This window comes from Streptomyces sp. NRRL WC-3626 (genome assembly GCF_000718785.1).
GTDB classification, from domain to species: Bacteria; Actinomycetota; Actinomycetes; order Streptomycetales; family Streptomycetaceae; genus Streptomyces; species Streptomyces edwardsiae.
In genome coordinates this window covers 543560-560963 of the sequence record NZ_JOCA01000002.1, presented here as the reverse complement: position 1 = coordinate 560963, position 17404 = coordinate 543560, and the positions used below count along the sequence as shown (strand labels likewise).

At 71.8% G+C, this 17404-nt stretch carries 18 protein-coding genes; 5 read left to right on the top strand and 13 right to left on the bottom strand.

Annotation, left to right across the window (positions count from 1 at the left end; all coding sequences use genetic code 11):
* The first annotated feature begins 98 nt into the window (after positions 1–98).
* Together IF28_RS0105430 and IF28_RS0105425 are read left to right on the top strand one after the other, a co-directional pair.
* Entirely contained in the window at positions 99–1193 is a 1095-nt protein-coding gene (locus tag IF28_RS0105430) for a LacI family DNA-binding transcriptional regulator (RefSeq protein ID WP_199808953.1), read from the top strand.
* Positions 1194–1200: 7 nt separating this feature from the next.
* Entirely contained in the window at positions 1201–2004 is an 804-nt protein-coding gene (locus IF28_RS0105425) for a hypothetical protein (protein ID WP_030214672.1), read from the top strand.
* On the opposite strand, the gene IF28_RS0105420 is transcribed toward IF28_RS0105425, so the two are convergent.
* The 4 genes from IF28_RS0105420 to IF28_RS0105405 all read right to left on the bottom strand — a co-directional run bounded on the left by IF28_RS0105420 (position 1950) and on the right by IF28_RS0105405 (position 5760).
* Positions 1950–3629, bottom strand: a complete 1680-nt coding sequence (locus tag IF28_RS0105420) for a serine/threonine-protein kinase (RefSeq protein ID WP_030214671.1) — start codon at positions 3627–3629, stop codon at positions 1950–1952. The two genes, IF28_RS0105425 and IF28_RS0105420, sit on opposite strands and share 55 nt — an antisense overlap.
* A gap of 45 nt (positions 3630–3674) precedes the next feature.
* On the bottom strand, positions 3675–3914 hold the full coding sequence (locus IF28_RS0105415) for a helix-turn-helix domain-containing protein (protein ID WP_030214669.1): 240 nt from the start codon (positions 3912–3914) through the stop codon (positions 3675–3677).
* Positions 3914–4411: a DUF2975 domain-containing protein gene (locus IF28_RS0105410; protein ID WP_030214667.1), complete on the bottom strand. Its 498-nt coding sequence runs from the start codon at positions 4409–4411 to the stop codon at positions 3914–3916. The genes IF28_RS0105415 and IF28_RS0105410 overlap by 1 nt, the downstream gene beginning before the upstream one ends.
* A 65-nt stretch (positions 4412–4476) precedes the next feature.
* Entirely contained in the window at positions 4477–5760 is a 1284-nt protein-coding gene (locus IF28_RS0105405; protein WP_030214665.1) for a DUF6986 family protein, read from the bottom strand.
* 147 nt (positions 5761–5907) lie between these two features.
* On the opposite strand from IF28_RS0105405, the gene IF28_RS0105400 reads away from it, so the two are divergent.
* Positions 5908–6810, top strand: coding sequence for an endonuclease/exonuclease/phosphatase family protein (locus IF28_RS0105400; RefSeq protein WP_030214663.1), 903 nt, complete (start codon positions 5908–5910; stop codon positions 6808–6810).
* A gap of 57 nt (positions 6811–6867) precedes the next feature.
* Here IF28_RS0105400 and IF28_RS0105395 read toward each other — a convergent pair whose 3' ends face one another.
* The 4 genes from IF28_RS0105395 to IF28_RS0105380 form a co-directional block, all read right to left on the bottom strand.
* Positions 6868–7830, bottom strand: coding sequence for an electron transfer flavoprotein subunit alpha/FixB family protein (locus tag IF28_RS0105395; protein ID WP_030214660.1), 963 nt, complete (start codon positions 7828–7830; stop codon positions 6868–6870).
* Positions 7831–7890: 60 nt separating this feature from the next.
* A complete protein-coding gene (locus IF28_RS0105390; protein ID WP_030214657.1) occupies positions 7891–8679 on the bottom strand; it encodes an electron transfer flavoprotein subunit beta/FixA family protein in 789 nt (262 codons plus the stop codon).
* A 219-nt stretch (positions 8680–8898) separates the two neighbouring features.
* Positions 8899–9408 (bottom strand): flavin reductase family protein, encoded by a 510-nt coding sequence (locus IF28_RS0105385; RefSeq protein WP_030214654.1) that lies wholly within the window; start codon positions 9406–9408, stop codon positions 8899–8901.
* Between the two features lie 167 nt (positions 9409–9575).
* A complete protein-coding gene (locus tag IF28_RS0105380) occupies positions 9576–9869 on the bottom strand; it encodes a TlpA family protein disulfide reductase (protein WP_051713651.1) in 294 nt (97 codons plus the stop codon).
* Between the two features lie 284 nt (positions 9870–10153).
* Here IF28_RS0105380 and IF28_RS0105375 point away from each other — a divergent pair, with 284 nt between their 5' ends.
* On the top strand, positions 10154–10882 hold the full coding sequence (locus IF28_RS0105375) for a lysophospholipid acyltransferase family protein (protein WP_030214649.1): 729 nt from the start codon (positions 10154–10156) through the stop codon (positions 10880–10882).
* Positions 10883–10991: 109 nt separating this feature from the next.
* Positions 10992–12014, top strand: coding sequence for a hypothetical protein (locus tag IF28_RS0105370; RefSeq protein ID WP_030214648.1), 1023 nt, complete (start codon positions 10992–10994; stop codon positions 12012–12014).
* Between the two features lie 17 nt (positions 12015–12031).
* Here the strand turns inward: IF28_RS0105370 and IF28_RS0105365 are convergent, their stop codons facing one another.
* From IF28_RS0105365 to IF28_RS0105345, 5 genes are all read right to left on the bottom strand, one after another.
* A complete protein-coding gene (locus IF28_RS0105365) occupies positions 12032–13222 on the bottom strand; it encodes a hypothetical protein (RefSeq protein WP_030214647.1) in 1191 nt (396 codons plus the stop codon).
* Between the two features lie 186 nt (positions 13223–13408).
* Positions 13409–13987, bottom strand: coding sequence for a transglutaminase domain-containing protein (locus IF28_RS0105360; RefSeq protein WP_030214646.1), 579 nt, complete (start codon positions 13985–13987; stop codon positions 13409–13411).
* A 73-nt stretch (positions 13988–14060) separates the two neighbouring features.
* A complete protein-coding gene (locus tag IF28_RS0105355; protein WP_030214645.1) occupies positions 14061–15131 on the bottom strand; it encodes a threonine aldolase family protein in 1071 nt (356 codons plus the stop codon).
* Positions 15128–15874 carry an SDR family NAD(P)-dependent oxidoreductase gene (locus IF28_RS0105350; RefSeq protein ID WP_030214644.1) on the bottom strand — a complete coding sequence of 249 codons (747 nt, stop codon included), beginning with the start codon at positions 15872–15874 and terminating at the stop codon, positions 15128–15130. The genes IF28_RS0105355 and IF28_RS0105350 overlap by 4 nt, the downstream gene beginning before the upstream one ends.
* Positions 15875–15912: 38 nt before the next feature.
* Positions 15913–17310: a DUF6421 family protein gene (locus IF28_RS0105345; RefSeq protein ID WP_030214643.1), complete on the bottom strand. Its 1398-nt coding sequence runs from the start codon at positions 17308–17310 to the stop codon at positions 15913–15915.
* Positions 17311–17404: the final 94 nt, after the last annotated feature.

The following is a 17404-nucleotide window of genomic DNA, read 5'->3' as shown; positions in this document are numbered from 1 at the left end:
GGTCGTGTGCGGGGCCGGAGTGTGCGTTGGACAGTGTCCCCCGAGCCTGACAACGTTGTCCAGGCTCTATGCTCGACGCCACATCCTCATACAACCCCATGGACCTACGCATCCCCGTGGCCGACAGGACAGGACACCGCACCGTGCCGGAGACGACCCGCCGCAGCGACCGCATCCCAGGGACCCGTTACGGCAACCGTCCGACGATGAAGGACGTGGCCGCCCGCGCCGGCGTCGGACTCAAGACGGTCTCCCGGGTGGTCAACGGCGAGCCGGGGGTCACACCGGAGACGGAGCGCCGCGTCCAGGAGGCGATCGAGGCGCTCGGCTTCCGCCGCAACGACAGCGCGCGGGTGCTGCGCAAGGGCCGCACGGCCAGCATCGGTCTGGTCCTGGAGGATCTCGCGGACCCGTTCTACGGGCCGCTGAGCCGGGCGGTCGAGGAGGTGGCCCGTGCGCACGGCGCCCTGCTGATCAACGGCTCCAGCGCGGAGGACGCCGACCGTGAGCAGGAGCTGGTGCTGGCGCTGTGCGCCCGTCGCGTGGACGGGCTGGTGGTGATCCCGGCGGGCGGCGACCACCGCTATCTGGAGCCGGAGCTGAAGGCGGGTGTCGCCACCGTCTTCGTGGACCGTCCGGCCGGGCACATCGACGTGGACGTCGTCGTGTCGGACAACTTCGGGGGTGCCCGCGACGGTGTGAGCCATCTGCTCGCACACGGACACCGGCGGATCGGCTTCATCGGCGACATGCCCCGTATCCACACGGCCGCCGAGCGGCTGCGCGGCTACCGGACCGCCATGGAGGACGCGGGGATAGCGGTGGAGGACGCCTGGATGTCCCTGGGCGTCACCGACCCGGAGCGGGTGCGCCGCGCGGCCGAGGAGATGCTCTCGGGGCCGGAGCCGGTGACCGCGATCTTCACGGGCAACAACCGGGTGACGGTCACCGTGATCCGGGTGCTGGCCGGGCACACGCGCCAGGTCGCCCTCGTCGGTTTCGACGACATCGAGCTCGCGGATCTGCTCCAGCCCGGTGTCACGGTCGTCGCCCAGGACGCGGCGGCTCTCGGCCGGACCGCGGCCGAGCGGCTGTTCCGCCAGCTGGACGGCACCCTGCTCGCCCCGGAGCGCATCGAGCTCCCCACCAGGCTGATCACCCGCGGCTCCGGTGAGCTGCCCCCGGCGGACTGAGCGGACGGTGTCGGTGGAGGAGGACCGCACGCTGCGGGCGCTGGGGCTCGAGAAGGCGCCGCGTGAGCATCCGCTGCTGTATCCGGGCGCCTGGCCACGGGATTCCGGGCTGCTGGACGGGGACCGGCTGCTGCCGCCGGAGCGGCCGACGTACGAGGACCGGGTGCCCGTGCTCGCGGTCGGGTCCAACGCCTGTCCCGGCCAGCTGCGGCACAAGATGGCCGAGTCCGGCGTCATCACACCGGTCCCGATGACGCGGACGCGGGTGACCGGCGTCGGCGTCGGTGTCTCGGCGCATGTCAGCCGTATGGGCTATGTGTCCCACTCGCCGGTCCGCGCACCGGAGGAGGTACGGGAACTGTTCGTCATCTGGCTGGACGCCCGGCAGCTCGCGGTGATCGACGCGAGCGAGGGCGCGACACGGCCGGACGGCAACTTCCGCCGCGTCTGGCTGCCCGCCCCCGACGTACGGATCGCGCCGGCCGACGGTTCCGCACTCCCCGGCGCGTACGCGTACGTGAACCGCCACGGGGTGCTGCACGACGGCACCGGCGTCCCGCGCGCCCATCCGGGCCAGCGCGAACTGCTCACCGAGCTGCTCGCGGACGTACCCGGGATGCGGGAGCTGTTCGGCGGCTCCCCCGAGGAGTTCTGCGAGCGGGCCCGCGCCGACCCGGAACTGTGCGCGCGCGGCACCCGGCTCTTCGGGGAACGGGGACTGGTGACGTCCGGCGGTCTGGAGCGGTGCGCGGGGTCTCAGCAGTACGGCAGTCCCGGCACCGGTGCGTCGTTGGCGCCGCCCCTGATGTAGACGTCGCTGACCCAGACGCCGGTGTTGCCGCTGTCGTCGTCGGTCCGGGCCCACCAGACGTTGGTCCACCGGCCGTTCGTCTCGCGGCGGCCCAGGTTCTGCTGGCAGTAGAAGTAGTTGGTGCCCGCGTTGAGGACGCCGGCCTCGGTGCCGGAGTCGGTGTAGGACTTGGCGGTGCGCCAGACCCGGCAGTTGAACTTGCCGCCGCCGATCGGGTCGCAGACGGGCGCGGGCGTGGTGGCGCCGCCGTCGCCCGTGGTGCCGCTGTCCGGGGTCTTCTCCGGAGCTGACGGGGCGGGACGGTCGGCGGGGGTCTTCTCGGCCGTCTCACCGGCGCCGGACTTCTCCGACGGTGCCGCGCTCCTCTCCTTGTCCGCGCCGGTCTCCAGAGGTCGTCCGGCGTCCGTGTCACCGGACGCCGTGGGCGAGGCCGGGGCGTCGGTGCCGGAGTGCGCGTCCGTCCGGCCGCCGTCCGGCGAGTCGAGTACGGCGACGGTGATGCCCGCCGCCGCGAGGACGACGGCGACGGCCACACCGGCGAGCAGCGCGCGTCCCTTGCGGCGAGAGGGCGGGGCCGGGTCCATGGGGCCGGTGGGTGCCGAGCCGGCGGCCGGCGCGGCGGGAACGGCCGCGCCCGGGGACCGTGGCCGGGTCGGCCGCTCCGGTGGCCCGAAGCCCGCAGGCACCGCCGCGACGCCGACCTCGGTCTCGGTGCGGCCGGGTGCGGGTACGGGCGCCGGGGGACGCAGCGAGGCCGTCGGGGTGTCCGCGCCGGCGGCGACGGCTTCCAGGAGTTCGCGCGCCTCGGCCGCCCCCGGACGGGACTCGGGCCGCTTGTCCAGGAGCCGGGCGAGAACGGGGCCGAGCGGCCCGGCCCGGCCCGACTCGGGAAGGGGCTCCGAGACGATCGCGGTGAGCGTGGAGAACGTCGACGTACGGCGGAAGGGTGAGGCGCCTTCCACGGCCGCGTAGAGCGTGGCGCCCAGCGCCCAGACGTCGGAGGCCGGTCCCGGGACGGCGCCCTGGGCGCGCTCGGGGGCCAGATAGTCGAGGGAGCCGACGATCTCGCCGCTGCGGGTGAGGTGGGTGGCCGAGCCGTCGCCAGGGTCGTCCATGGCGGCGATGCCGAAGTCGGTGAGGACGATCCGGCCCGAGCGGTCGAGCAGGATGTTGCCGGGCTTCACGTCGCGGTGCAGCACCCCGGCGCGGTGCGCGGCGTCCAGCGCGTCCATCACGCTGGCGCCGATCCCCGCCGCCTCGCGCGGGTCGAGGGTGCCCCGGTCGCGGAGCACGTCGTCCAGGGACGGGCCGTCGACGAGTTCCATGACGATCAGGGGACGGCCGTCCGTCTCCGCGATGTCGTGGACGGAGATCACGCCGGGGTGGCGCACCCGGGCCGCGGCGCGGGCCTCGCGCTGCATCCGCAGGCCCAGGTCGGCCAGTTCGGATCCGCCGGCGTCGGTGTAGGTGCGCAGTTCCTTGACCGCCACCTCGCGGCCGAGGACCTCGTCCACCGCCTTCCAGACCACGCCCATGCCACCGCGCCCGAGCCGGCCGGTGACCCTGTAGCGGCCGGCCAGCAGCCGCCCGGTTCCGTCCGCCTGCCCGTACTCCCCCGTCGACACCACTGCCCCGTTCCTCGACACCACCGACCGTGCGTGGCGTCCAGCCTAAGGGGCTTGTGTGACAGGTCGGGGCACGGTGTCCTCGGCCTCCCAGCGCAGCAGGTCGCCCGGCTGGCAGTCGAGTACGTCGCAGAGCGCGGCGAGGGTGGTGAAGCGGACCGCCTTGGCACGGCCGTTCTTCAGCACGGCCAGGTTGGCCGGGGTGATCCCGACGCGCTCGGCGAGTTCGCCCACGGACATCTTCCGTCTGGCCAGCATCACGTCGATGTCGACGACGATGGGCATCAGATCACCTCGGCCAGCTCGGCACGCATCCGCGACGCCTCGACGTCGCGTGCGACGGCCTGCGCCAGCAGCATCCGCAGGACGAGGACGATGAGGGCGATGCCGAGGATCGCCAGCCCGGCCCCGCCGAGCAGGGCCACGACGCCCGGGGCGACGGCCTCGCCGGGTGCGAGGAGCGCGCCGAGCGCGAACACCAGGAGCGCGGCGGCGACGAACGCGCCGATGACGGCGTGGACGTAGCGGAAGGCGGCGTGGGAGAAGACCGTGCCGCGCCGGGCCATCGTCACCAGCCGCCAGACGCAGACCAGGACGGTCTGCGCGGCCACCACCCCGAGGACCACGATGAGGAGGAAGGGGGCGCGCAGGTGGGAGTACTCCGCGTCCAGCCCCTCCAGGTCGCTCGCCATCAGCGGCACCAGCACCGTCTGGACGGCCAGCGAACCCGCCAGCAATGCCACGATCACCATGCGCAGCGCGAGTACGGTCAGCCGTCCCATCGCCCCTCCTTGAACCGAATCACGATGGGAATCTATCGAGATTCGATAGGTGAGGCAAACGAGGGCTACCGCGGGCCCCTCCGCCCGGGTGAGGCGAAGCCCTCCAGTCCGGCGCGGGAGAGGCCGCTGCGGCGCGCCACCTCGGCGCTGTCCAGGGCACCGCAGTCCAGTCCTCGCAGCAGATACCCGGCGAGCGCCCTGGCGGTGGCGGGCTCGTCCATGACGTCGCCGCCGGCCCGGTCGGCGTAGCGGGCCAGCCGGGTGGCGGCCTGCTCGAAACCCTCGCGGTAGAAGGCGAAGACGGCGGCGTAGCGGGTGGGGAGGTGGCCGGGGTGCATGTCCCAGCCCTGGTAGTAGGCACGCGCGAGGGCGCGGCGGGTGAGGCGGTAGTGCAGCCGCCAGGCGTCGTGGACCCGGTGCGTCGGGCCGACGGGCAGGACGTTGGTGGAGCCGTCCGAGAGGCGTACGCCGGTGCCCGCCGCGGCGACCTGCATGACGGCCTTGGCATGGTCGGCGGCCGGGTGGTCGCTCGCCTGATGGGCGGCGGAGACACCGAGGCAGGCGGTGTAGTCGAAGGTGCCGTAGTGCAGTCCGGTGGCCCGGCCCCCGGCGGCCCGGATCATGCGGGCGACGGTGGCGGTGCCGTCGGCGGCGAGAACGGCCTGGCTGGTCTCGATCTGGATCTCGAAGCCGATCCGGCCGTCCTCGAGGCCGTGCGCCTCCTCGAAGGCGGCGAGCAGCCGGGCCATGGCGGTGACCTGCTCGGAGTAGGTGACCTTGGGCAGGGTCAGCACGAGTCCGTCCGGCAGTCGGCCGGCTTCCGCCAGGGAGGTGAGGAAGACGTCGAGGGTGCGGATGCCCCGGTCGCGGACGGCGGCCTCCAGGCACTTCATGCGGATGCCCATGTACGGGGCGGCGGTACCGGCGTCGTACGCCTCGGTGATCAGCCGGGCCGCGCGGGCCGCGTCCGCGTCCTCCTCGGCGTCGCCGCGGGTGCCGTACCCGTCCTCGAAGTCCACCCGCAGGTCTTCCACCGGCTCGCGCTCCAGTTTGGCGCGGACACGGCCGTACACGTCGTCGGCGAGCGTCTCGTCGAGACCGAGGACGGCGGCGAAGGAGGCGGCGTCCGGGGCGTGTGCGTCGAGTGCGGTGAGCGCCCGGTCCCCCCAGGTGCGGAGGGTTCCGGCGGCGAAGGCGTCGGCGGGGACGTAGACGGTGTGGACGGGCTGGCGAGTGCCGGGGTCCCCGGGGTAGCGGCGCTCCAGTTCGGCGTCGACCGGTGCGAGGGAGGCGGCGATCTCGTCGGTGACGGCGCTCGTGAGACTGGTCGTCACCCGCTCCTGGTCCATGCCACGCCTCCCGGACCTCCGCCATTCGGAATCAACAATTCGTTGAATGAAGTTATCGGGCGGCTTTCCCGCCGGTCAACACCGCTCCCGCCGCCCGGTCCGCTCCGCCGTCTCGTCATGCTCACATTCGTCTGGCACCGTTTGTGTGTGCCGACTCACCGCCGTGTCACACGCCGTCCGGTGCTGAAGGGCGCGCTCGCGGCGTCCGTGACCCTGCCGCTCTCCAGTACGGCGCTGTCCTCCGAACCCGCCTCGGCGGACGAACCGCCCGACCGAGCGCTGGAGGTCATGTCGTTCAACCTGCGGTTCGCGAACACGGCCGAGCCGCACAGCTGGGCCTCCCGCAGGCCGGTCATGCGGCAGATGCTGCGCCGCGAACGCCCGCACGTCCTCGGCACCCAGGAGGGCCTCTACGGTCAACTGCGCGACATCGAGGCCGACCTGGGGCCGTCGTACGACTGGATCGGCACCGGACGGGCGGGCGGCAGCCGGGACGAGTTCATGGCCGTCCTCTACGACACCCGGCGGCTCGTCCCGCTGGAGTACGACCACTTCTGGCTGTCCGGCACTCCCGACGTGATCGCGTCGAACACCTGGGGCAACGCCCACCTCCGCATGGCCACTTGGGTCCGGTTCCGCGATCTGCGCGCCGGCGGGCGGGAGTTCTGCGTGCTCGACACACATCTGGACAACGCGAACCAGTCCGCGCGCGAGCGGTCCGCCGCGCTCATCGCCGAACGCGTCGGGCACCTGGCCCGTTCGCTGCCGGTGGTCGTGACGGGCGACTTCAATGTCGCGGCGCACGGCGACCCCGTCTACGACACGATGCTGGGCGCCGGGCTCGTCGACACATGGGACACCTCGGCCGTACGCGGGAAGGCGTACGGCACGTACCACGGGTATCTGCCGCTGGTGCCGGGCGGTGCCCGCATCGACTGGATCCTGGCCACGCCCGGCGTCACGGTGCACCGGGCCTCGGTCAACACCTTCACGGTGGACGGCCGTTTCCCCAGCGACCATCTGCCGGTCCAGGCCGCGCTCACCCTGTGACGCGCCGAGGCCCCCGCGACCGGTGCGGTCACGGGGGCCTCGTACGGCTCGGGGTGATCAGCCCTTACGGGTCTTGATCTCCTCGGTCAGCTGCGGCACGACGTCGAACAGGTCGCCGACGATGCCGTAGTCGACCAGGTCGAAGATCGGGGCCTCGGCGTCCTTGTTGATGGCCACGATGGTCTTCGAGGTCTGCATACCGGCCCGGTGCTGGATCGCGCCCGAGATACCGGAGGCGATGTACAGCTGCGGCGAGACCGACTTGCCGGTCTGGCCGACCTGGTTGGTGTGCGGGTACCAGCCGGCGTCGACGGCGGCACGCGAGGCACCGACGGCCGCGCCGAGCGAGTCGGCGAGCGCCTCGATGACCGCGAAGTTCTCCGCACCGTTGACACCACGGCCGCCGGAGACCACGATCGCGGCCTCGGTCAGCTCGGGGCGGCCCGTCGACTCACGCGGCGTACGGCCGGTGACCTTGGTACCGGTCGCCTGGGCGGAGAAGGTCACGCTCAGGGCCTCGACCGCACCGGCGGCCGGGGCGGCCTCCACGGCGACCGAGTTCGGCTTGACCGTGATCACCGGGGTGCCCTTGGAGACACGGGACTTGGTGGTGTAGGAGGCGGCGAACACCGACTGCGTGGCCACCGGGCCCTCGTCGCCGGCCTCCAGGTCGACGGCGTCGGTGATGACGCCCGACCCGAGACGCAGCGCCAGACGGGCGGCGATCTCCTTGCCCTCGACGGACGAGGGGACCAGGACGGCGGCCGGGGAGACGGCCGCGTGGGCGGCCTGCAGGGCGTCCACCTTCGGCACGACCAGGTAGTCGGCGTACTCGGCGGCCTCGTCGGTGAGCACCTTCACCGCGCCGTGCTCGGCGAGCGCGGCGGCGGTGTCACCGGCGCCGCCTCCCAGCGCGACGGCGACGGGCTCGCCGATGCGGCGGGCCAGGGTCAGCAGCTCCAGGGTGGGCTTGCGGACGGCACCGTCCACGTGGTCGACGTAGACGAGAACTTCAGCCATGGGACTTCTTCTCTCCTGCTTGCGAAGGGTGAGGGGCGGGAAGCGAGTTGAGCCCGTGGCTCAGACGAACTTCTGGCTCGCGAGGAACTCGGCGAGCTGCTTGCCGCCCTCGCCCTCGTCCTTGACGATCGTGCCGGCGGTACGGGCCGGGCGCTCGGCCGCGGAGTCGACGACCGTGTACGCGTTCTCCAGGCCGACCTCGTCCTCGTCGATGTCGAGGTCGGACAGGTCCCAGGACTGAACCGGCTTCTTCTTCGCCGCCATGATGCCCTTGAAGGACGGGTAACGGGCCTCACCGGACTGGTCGGTGACCGACACCACGGCCGGCAGGGAGGCCTCGAGCTGCTCGGAGGCGGCGTCGCCGTCCCGGCGGCCCTTCACGGTGCCGTCCTCGACGGACACCTCGGACAGCAGGGTCACCTGCGGCACGCCCAGACGCTCGGCGAGCAGCGCCGGTACGACGCCCATGGTGCCGTCGGTGGACGCCATGCCGGAGACGACCAGGTCGTAGCCCGCCTTCTCGATGGCCTTCGCCAGGACCAGGGAGGTGCCGATGGCGTCCGTGCCGTGCAGGTCGTCGTCCTCGACGTGGATCGCCTTGTCCGCGCCCATGGACAGCGCCTTGCGCAGGGCGTCCTTGGCGTCCTCGGGGCCCACCGTGAGAACGGTGATCTCCACGTCGTCGTCGGAGTTGTCAGAGATCTGCAGCGCCTGCTCGACCGCGTACTCGTCCAGTTCGGAGAGCAGACCGTCCACGTCGTCACGGTCGACGGTCAGGTCATCGGCGAAGTGCCGGTCGCCGGTGGCGTCGGGCACGTACTTCACGGTGACAACGATCCTCAAGCTCACGCCGGCTCTCCTACTGCATCGTCATTTCTGGCTGCCTGCCTTCAGGCAGCATAGGCGCCTGAAGCGGACGTTCCCGGTCGGGGCGGCCCGCGCTCCGAACGAAATATTACTCGTCAGTACACCCAGATCCTTCCCGCTGAGCAAGCGCTTTGAACTGTGACCTTCGCAACGCAGCGTAACCGGAACTCGACGGGCCCGCGACCAGGAGAGGACCCTTCGTCAGTCGCGCAGACCGCCGAAACGTCCCTGGTGGTAGAGGAGCGGACGGCCCTGTCCCGTGGAGTCGCCGAGCAGGACCTGGGCGAGGACGATCCGGTGGTCGCCGGCGGGCACGCGGGTCACCACTTCGCACACCATCCAGGCCGGCACGCCGTCCAGTACGGGGACGCCCTGCGGCCCCTCCCGCCAGGCGGTGGACGGCCCGAAGCGGTCGGCGCCGCTGCGCGCGAAGGTCTGCGCGAGCTCCCGCTGGTGCTCCCCGAGGAGATGCACGCCGACGTGTTCGCCCGTCGCGATCACCGGCCATGTGGAGCTGCCGGTGCCGATGGAGAACGAGAGCATCGGGGGATCGGCGGAGACGGAAGCGAGGGAGGTCGCGGTGAAGCCGACCGGGCCGGAGCGGCCCCGCGCGGTGATCACGGCGACGCCGGCCGCGTGCCTGCGGAAGACCGAGCGCAGCAGTTCGGGCGAGGCGGGCCGGGCGGTACCGGGGCCGGACGCGACGGTCATGCCGGACGGCCGGGCACCCGCGCGGGGTGAAGGGGTTCCGAGGGCATGAGGTCAGGCTGACGACGGATGGCATGCACAGTCAAGTCGGTCCTCCGATGTGCGAGATGCCTCACCGCGGGGCGGCGGGGCCTGCTAGGGGGTGTCCGGCACATGAGCGCGGGCAGGTGTCAGACACCCCCCAGGGCCTCCCCCAGTGCGGCGATCACGTCGGCCTTGCGGGGCCGGCCGGCCGCGCGCCGTACGACCCGCCCGGCGGCGTCGAGGACCAGCACCGTCGGCGTCCGTACGATCTCCAGACGGCGCACGAGGTCCAGGTGGGCCTCGGCGTCGATCTCCACGTGGGCCACGCCCGGAACCAGTCCCGCCACCTCGGCGAGCACCCGCCGGGTCGCCCGGCAGGGTGCGCAGAAGGCGCTGGAGAACTGCACCAGGGTGGCACGCTCCCCCAGTTCCGTCCCCATGTCGGCCCACGGTCCGGTCACTTCGCGCCACCCTCTCTCGTTCCGGCTCACCCCTGCGACGAAGTCCAGCGCTCCCGAGGCGGCGCGCATTCCCGGCCGCGTGCACAAAGCCCGAGGTGGATCAAAGGGTGGAAGTGACGAGAATCTCGCCTCGGACGGGCACCAGGACTGGTTCACCGGCCGTTCTTCGGGCACCATCTGCGACAAGCCGTAAAACCTACGGCTGCGTAACTTCGACTGGGAGCCTCCTTCCCAGACACAGAAGGAAGGGTTCTCACCCGCCCATGGCAGAACTCGTCTACCGGCCCGTCGTCGGTTTCGCCCGCACCCTGTTCAAGGCGTGGGACCTCAAGATCGACTGCCAGGGTTCGGAGAACATACCGCGTTCGGGCGGCGCCGTGCTGGTGAGCAATCACATCAGCTACCTGGATTTCGTCTTCAACGGCCTGGCGGCGCTCCCCCAGAAGCGGCTCGTGCGCTTCATGGCGAAGGAGTCGGTCTTCCGGCACCGGGTCTCCGGTCCGCTGATGCGCGGTATGAAGCACATCCCGGTGGACCGCGAGCAGGGCGAGGCGGCGTACGAGCACGCGCTGCGGTCGCTGCGGTCCGGGGAGATCGTGGGTGTCTTCCCGGAGGCGACGATCTCGCAGTCGTTCACGCTGAAGAGCTTCAAGTCGGGTGCCGCCCGGCTGGCACAGGAGGCGGGCGTGCCGCTGATCCCGATGGCGGTGTGGGGCACGCAGCGGCTGTGGACCAAGGGGCACCCGCGCAACTTCAGGCGCAGCCACACCCCGATCACCATTCGGGTGGGCGAGGCGCTGGAGGCGTCGAAGGACAAGTACGCGGGCGCGATCACCCGGCAGTTGCGGGAGCGCGTGCAGGAGCTGCTGGAGGCGGCGCAGCGGGCGTACCCCGTGCGGCCGAAGGGCCCGGACGACACCTGGTGGATGCCGGCCCACCTCGGCGGCACGGCCCCCACCCCGGAACAGGTCCGTCAGGCCGAGGCCCACTGACACCCACCGCCCCGGGCGCCCCGCCTCGGCGATAGGGTCCCGCCAGTATCAACGGAACCGGCGTCGCGCACGCCGGTTCCGTTCTGTCGGCAGCGCTACGGGGGCGAGGATGCGACGCTGGATCAAGGTGGCGGTGACGACCGCGGCGGTACTGGGGCTGAGCGGCTGGATCGCCGCACCGTACGTCCAGGACTGGTGGCTGGTACGCACGGCCTGCGACGGGACGCTCCCAAAGGACGCGGTGCGGCAACTCGCGAAGAACGGTTCCCACTTCACGGACGCCCGGTCGGTGACGTACCGCGAGCTCGGCGAGTACGGGTGCACGCTGTCGTTCGAGGGCGACGAGTTGCGCGGCGAACTGGTGCTGCGGATGGAGGCCTACACCGAACGGGACCAGCAGGACCGGGAGTTCATGTCCACCTTCCCGGAGGAGGGGTTCACTTCACAGGCTCCGGTGCCGCGTGGACTGCCCGGCTTCATCGATCAGTTCGGTGCCGTCCAGTTCCTCATGCCCTGTCCGGATCTGGGGAAGGACGACGCCGGCCGACAGCGCAAGCTGCTGGTGCGCACGCAGTTCGGCAAGGATGCCCTGTGGGGCCACCCGGCCGCCTACGAGACCGCTGTGGCGCTCGTCAACGGCGTCTCCGACCGCCTCGGCTGCGGGGCCGAACCGATCACCGCGCCCGGGGGCGACGCCGGGCTCACCGAACCGGGGAAGGGCCCGAAGCCGGTTCCGCTCGGCGAGGCGGGCCAGGGCGGCTGCGGCTGGGCGACCCGGGCGGACCTGCCGCTGCCGGACCGCTGGCGGGTGACCGACGGGATCAACGACGCGGCGCCGACCGGCCGTTGCCAACTGCTGTACGAGGACGGAACCGGGTCGGACGACGACGGGCGGCTGGTCCTCGCCGCCTGGTACGGCGACTGGAGCGACCGTCTCGTCGCCGACGAGGACGGCATACCGCGCCCGTTGACGGCGACCGCCCGCTGTGACGGCGAGGCGGCGAACTTCGCCCTCGGTGGGCGCGGCGAGGTTCCGGGCCTGAGCCGTGCCGACCACCGCGCCCTGCTGGAGGCCTTCGCCCGGGACCAGGCGGGGCGCCGGGACTGTTCGGGGCTGCGGGTGAACGGCTGACCGGCGGCCCGGCCCGGTCAGTAGTTCAGCCACACTCCCCGCACGTACGCGTTGTCGACGATCCGGCGCATCGCCGAGGCCCGCGTCTCGGGCACGTCCCTTGCCCCGGCCCAGGCGTCGAGCACCGTGAGCAGCTGGTGACGGCCGTCCGTCGGCTCTCCGCGCAGCGGCCCGGACACCGGCCGGCCGGCGATGTCGGCCATGGGCGGGCGGCTGGTCACCTGCCGGGAGGCGGCGCGGTAGGAACCGCGGGTATGCCGGGCCACGGCCTTGTCGAAGGCGACGACGTCGGGGATCGCGCCGTCCCTGGTGTGCGCCGCGCGGTGTTTCATCAGGGCGCCGATCCGCTCGGCGATGTCCTGGAGGTCGTTGTCGGGCCAGGTGGTGGCCGTCGAGGTGTACGCGTCACGGGATGTGCCGCCCTCGGAACGGAAGTCGGGGTCGCCGCCCCGGTCGGTGAGCCGTTCCAGGTAGTGGGCGAAGTACGCGCGCTCGGCGTCGTAGAGGATCGCGAACGCCTCGGGATCGCGGGCTACTTCCTCGATCAGACGGTCCGTGTGGGTCTCCGCGCCCGAGACCTGATCGCGGTACTCGAAGTCGGCGTGCGCCTCACCGGGGGCGAGGAAACGGCCGTACGCGGTCCAGCCCCGCGTGTCCGGAGCGGCCTGCTCCCCGGTCACCGCCGGGCCGGTGGCGTCGTCGGAGGACGACAGATAGCGGGCCTCGTCCACGACGTAGTCGGCCAGCATCCTCGCGACTCCGGGGGACATCCCGTCGGGGACCTCGGCCCAGTCCAGCACCTCGACGACGGCATAGGCGGCGCGGGCCTGGGCCACGGTGTGCGGTGTGCCGGGGCCCGGGGCGCGGGTCGCGGCCTCCACCACGGCGCCGAGTGCCTGCGCGCCGTCGCCGCACGGGTGCTCGTGGGCGATGAGTGCGCGTACGGCCGGGAGGCGGGACATGTCGTCGCCCGGGTCCAGGGCTCGGGTGGCGGCGGTGGGGTGCTCGGCGAGTGCGCGGGTCGAGGCGGCGATGTGGTGACAGGGGGGTGTGTCGGTGGAGTCCGCCATCACCAGCGGGACGGCTGTCGCCGTGGCGGCGAGTGCCAGGGCCGTGGCCGAGATGAGGACCCGGTGTCGCCTCAGGCGGGCGAGGCGGCTCGGGCGTGTCTCCGTCTCGGTCTGTTCTGTGTCTCCCCCGTCATGCATGGCGGGCAGACTAGCGGGCGTGCGGGGGTGTCGCTGTGGCGGGGGCGGAACGCCGGCTCCGTCAACTGGTGCGGGGCGGGGGTGGGTTTGCTCGCCGGCGTGTGCCGGGTGCCGGCGCGCCCACCCGTGCCGCCCCAGCGGCACGAGTGGGCGGAACTGCGGATGCGGCGGGGCGGCTGCTCGCGGTCAGCCGGCGAGTGTGGTGGGGAGGGTTCGCCAGAGGTGGGGGCGGTCGGGGGCGGTGCGCAGGGCGGTCAGGACCGCCGGGTGCGGTGCGGCGTACAGGACCGGGCAGTCGCCTTCGCCCGACGCGGGGTCCGGTGCGAAGGCCAGGTGTTCGCCCGTCAGGGAGAATCGCGCGTCCACTCCCGGTTTGTTGCCGCGGGGGTCCTGGCGGTGCCAGGCGGCGTTGAAGCGTACGGCGATCAGGCCGTGCACGACGCCGAGGTTCTGGTAGCAGAGCGCGGTGGGGATGTCCTCGGCGCGCAGCAGTGCGGCCAGCGCGTGGGCCTTGGCGTAGCAGATGCCGGTGCGCTGTTCCAGGACGTCGGAGGCGCGCCAGGTGACCCGGAGATCGCCGGAGTCCTGTGAGTGCGGAATGGTGTCACGCACGAACTCGAACGCCGCCCGCGCATAGTCATACGAGTCGTTCGCCCCGGCGGCGAGGCGTGCCGCCGTCTCACGGACCAGCGGATGGTGATGGTCGATCGCCTCGTCGGCGGCCAAGTAGGCGGAGAGGTCCGGGGTTTCCTGGATCAGCTGCATGCCGCCAGAGCATAGGTACGCGACCGACCGGCAGTCAATGCATTTCCGATCAGTCGCATACTTATGCAAGATGTCAGCGCGCCATCTCCTCCTTGAGTGCCGCCACGAACGCGTCCACGTCGTCCTCGGTCGTGTCGTACGCGCACATCCAGCGCACGTCCCCGGCCGCCTCGTCCCAGAAGTAGAAGCGGAACCGCTTCTGCAGCCGCTCGCTCACGTCGTGCGGCAGCCGCGCGAAGACCGCGTTGGCCTGCACCTCGTGAAGGATCTCCACGCCGTGCACGGCGCGTACGCCCTCGGCCAGCCGCTGCGCCATCTCGTTCGCGTGCCGGGCGTTGCGCAGCCACAGGTCACGGGCGAGCAGGGCCTCCAGCTGCACCGAGACGAAGCGCATCTTGGACGCCAGCTGCATCGAGAGCTTGCGCAGGTGCTTCATATGACGGACGGCGTCCTGGTCGATCACCACGACCGCCTCGCCGAACATCGCGCCGTTCTTGGTGCCGCCCAGGGACAGCAGGTCGACGCCGACGCCGTTGGTGAAGGTGCGCATCGGCACGTCCAGCGTGGCGGCCGCGTTGGCCAGCCGGGAGCCGTCGACGTGCACCTTCATGCCGTGCGCGTGGGCGTGCTCGCAGATGGCGCGGATCTCGTCCGGGGTGTACACCGTGCCCAGCTCGGTGGCCTGGGCTATGGAGACCACCTGGGGCATCGCCCGGTGCTCGTCCTCCCAGCCGTACGCCTGCCGGTCGATCAGCTCGGGGGTGAGCTTGCCGTCCGGCGTCGGCACGGTGAGCAGCTTGATGCCGCCGACCCGTTCCGGGGCGCCGCCCTCGTCCACGTTGATGTGGGCGCTCTCGGCGCAGATCACCGCGCCCCAGCGGTCGGTGACCGCCTGGAGCGCGACGACGTTGGCCCCGGTGCCGTTGAAGACGGGGAACGCCTCGGCGGTGGGTCCGAAGTGGCTGCGGATCACCTGCTGGAGGTTCTCGGTGTACGCGTCCTCGCCGTACGCGACCTGATGGCCGCCGTTGGCGACGGCCAGGGCGGCGAGGACCTCCGGGTGGACCCCGGCGTAGTTGTCGCTGGCGAAACCGCGGACGTCCGGGTCGTGATGACGACGCGCGTCGGTCCTCGGCGGGTTCACGGCTTCTCGGTCAGCCACAGACGGTTTCCGTTCACTTCCGCGGCGGGCTTGTCCCAGACGCCGACGATGGCCTCGGCGAGGTCCTTGACGTCCGTGAAGCCCGCGAACTTCGCGTTGGGGCGGTCGGCGCGCATCGCGTCGTGCACCAGCGCCTTCACCACCAGGATCGCAGCCGCCGACGTCGGCCCCTGCTCGCCCCCGGCCTTGCGGAAGTAGTCGCCCATGGCCAGCGTCCACGCCTCGGCGGCGGCCTTGCCGGCCGCGTACGCGGCGTTGCCCGCGGTGGGTTTGGTGGCGCCGGACGCGCTGATCAGGACGTACCGGCCCCGCTCGCTGCGCTGCAGCGCCTCGTGGAAGGCGAGGCTGGTGTGCTGCACGGTGCGCACCAGCAGCAGCTCCAGGAAGTCCCAGTCGTCCAGGCTGGTCTTGGTGAAGGTCTCGCTGCCGCGCCAGCCGCCGACGAGATGCACCAGGCCGTCGACCCGCCCGAACTCCTTCTCGACGCGGGTGGCCCACTCACGGGTGGAGCCCAGGTCCAGCAGGTCGACGGTGTCACCGGTGACGGTGGCGCCGCCGTGCGCGTAGCGCGCCGCGTCGACGGCCTCCGCCAGCCGCTCCGGGTCGTTGTCCGAGCCGACGACGGTCGCCCCCGCCTCGGCCAGCCTGAGCAGCGCCGCCCGGCCCGCCGGTCCGCCCGCTCCGGCCACCGCGATCACCGCGCCCTCGAGCGCCCCGTTCCCCATGGTCCTCGCCTCCTGAGCAGTTGTGGAATCGCGATCGCTCACGCGGCGACCCGCTCCGCACCGTCCGCCGTGATGCCCTTGGTCTCGGCGATCACGTTCTTCAGCTTCTTGGACAGTGCCTCATAGAACATGCTCAGCGGAAACTCGTCCGGAAGCACGTCATCCACGAGTTTCCGCGGCGGCTGCGTCAGGTCGAGGGCGTCGGGACCCTTGGCCCACCTGGAGCCCGGGTGCGGGGAGAGATAGGTGGAGACCAGCTCGTACCCGGCGAACCAGTGGACGAGCTTGGGGCGGTCGATGCCGTCGCGGTACAGCGTCTCGATCTCGGCGCACAGCTGGTTGGTGACCTGCGGGGCGCGCTCCCAGTCGATGGAGAGCCTGTTGTCGGTCCAGCGGACGACGTCGTGCTTGTGCAGGTAGGCGAAGAGCAGCTGGCCGCCGAGTCCGTCGTAGTTGCGGACGCGCGCGCCGGTGACGGGGAAGCGGAACATGCGGTCGAAGAGCACCGCGACCTGCACGTCACGGGCCTGCGGAACGCCGTCGCCGGCCAGCTTCACGGCCTCCTTGAAGGCGGTGAGGTCGCAGCGCAGCTCCTCCAGGCCGTACATCCAGAACGGCTGGCGCTGCTTGATCATGAAGGGGTCGAACGGCAGGTCGCCGTGGCTGTGGGTGCGGTCGTGGACCATGTCCCAGAGCACGAAAGCCTCTTCGCAGCGCTTCTGGTCGTGCACCAGCGCGGCGACGTCCTCGGGCAGCTCCAGGCCCAGGATGTTCACGGCGGCCTCGGTGACGCGGCGGAAACGGGCGGCCTCGCGGTCGCAGAAGATGCCGCCCCAGGTGAACCGCTCGGGGGCCTCGCGCACCGCGATGGTCTCGGGGAAGAGGACCGCGGAGTTGGTGTCGTAGCCCGCCGTGAAGTCCTCGAAGGTGATGCCGCAGAACAGCGGGTTGTCGTAGCGGGTGCGCTCCAGCTCGGCCAGCCAGTCGGGCCAGACCATGCGCAGCACGACCGCCTCGAGGTTGCGGTCCGGGTTGCCGTTCTGGGTGTACATCGGGAAGACGACCAGGTGCTGCAGGCCGTCCTCGCGGTGCGCGGCCGGCTGGAAGGCCAGCAGCGAGTCGAGGAAGTCGGGCACCTCGAAGCCGCCGTCGGCCCAGCGGCGCAGGTCCCCGGCGAGCGCCTCGTGATAGGCGCGGTCGTGCGGGAGCAGCGGGGCGAGCTCGCCGACGGCGCCGATCACGGCGCGCACGGCGCCGTCGGCCTCGTCGCGGGAGGGTGCGCCCTCGGCGTCGAAGTCGATCGAACCGTCCTTGGACTGCCAGGGCCGGATCCGCTCCACGGCATCCTTGAGCACGGGCCACGCCGGGTGCTCCACCACCCTCGTCGCCGAAGGAACCTGTCCCTCGACACCCACCTGCACAAGAATTTCCGTCATAACCCATCCTCCACGGGAGAACCTCGCGTAAGGAGACCGTATACATACGCCGTTTCTCCCAGCAAGGGGGACCTCGGGAAATTATCCTGCCGCA

What these genes read in the sequence shown, in the direction of transcription:
- IF28_RS0105345 (WP_030214643.1), bottom strand. Translation starts at nt 17,310, where the DNA reads ATGACGGAAATTCTTGTGCAGGTGGGTGTCGAGGGACAGGTTCCTTCG.
- IF28_RS0105430 (WP_199808953.1), top strand. Translation starts at nt 99, where the DNA reads ATGGACCTACGCATCCCCGTGGCCGACAGGACAGGACACCGCACCGTG.
- IF28_RS0105415 (WP_030214669.1), bottom strand. Translation starts at nt 3,914, where the DNA reads ATGCCCATCGTCGTCGACATCGACGTGATGCTGGCCAGACGGAAGATG.
- IF28_RS0105350 (WP_030214644.1), bottom strand. Translation starts at nt 15,874, where the DNA reads ATGGGGAACGGGGCGCTCGAGGGCGCGGTGATCGCGGTGGCCGGAGCG.
- IF28_RS0105360 (WP_030214646.1), bottom strand. Translation starts at nt 13,987, where the DNA reads ATGCAGCTGATCCAGGAAACCCCGGACCTCTCCGCCTACTTGGCCGCC.
- IF28_RS0105385 (WP_030214654.1), bottom strand. Translation starts at nt 9,408, where the DNA reads ATGACCGTCGCGTCCGGCCCCGGTACCGCCCGGCCCGCCTCGCCCGAA.
- IF28_RS0105380 (WP_051713651.1), bottom strand. Translation starts at nt 9,869, where the DNA reads ATGGGGACGGAACTGGGGGAGCGTGCCACCCTGGTGCAGTTCTCCAGC.
- IF28_RS0105375 (WP_030214649.1), top strand. Translation starts at nt 10,154, where the DNA reads ATGGCAGAACTCGTCTACCGGCCCGTCGTCGGTTTCGCCCGCACCCTG.
- IF28_RS0105410 (WP_030214667.1), bottom strand. Translation starts at nt 4,411, where the DNA reads ATGGGACGGCTGACCGTACTCGCGCTGCGCATGGTGATCGTGGCATTG.
- IF28_RS0105370 (WP_030214648.1), top strand. Translation starts at nt 10,992, where the DNA reads ATGCGACGCTGGATCAAGGTGGCGGTGACGACCGCGGCGGTACTGGGG.
- IF28_RS0105405 (WP_030214665.1), bottom strand. Translation starts at nt 5,760, where the DNA reads ATGGACCAGGAGCGGGTGACGACCAGTCTCACGAGCGCCGTCACCGAC.
- IF28_RS0105395 (WP_030214660.1), bottom strand. Translation starts at nt 7,830, where the DNA reads ATGGCTGAAGTTCTCGTCTACGTCGACCACGTGGACGGTGCCGTCCGC.
- IF28_RS0105365 (WP_030214647.1), bottom strand. Translation starts at nt 13,222, where the DNA reads ATGCATGACGGGGGAGACACAGAACAGACCGAGACGGAGACACGCCCG.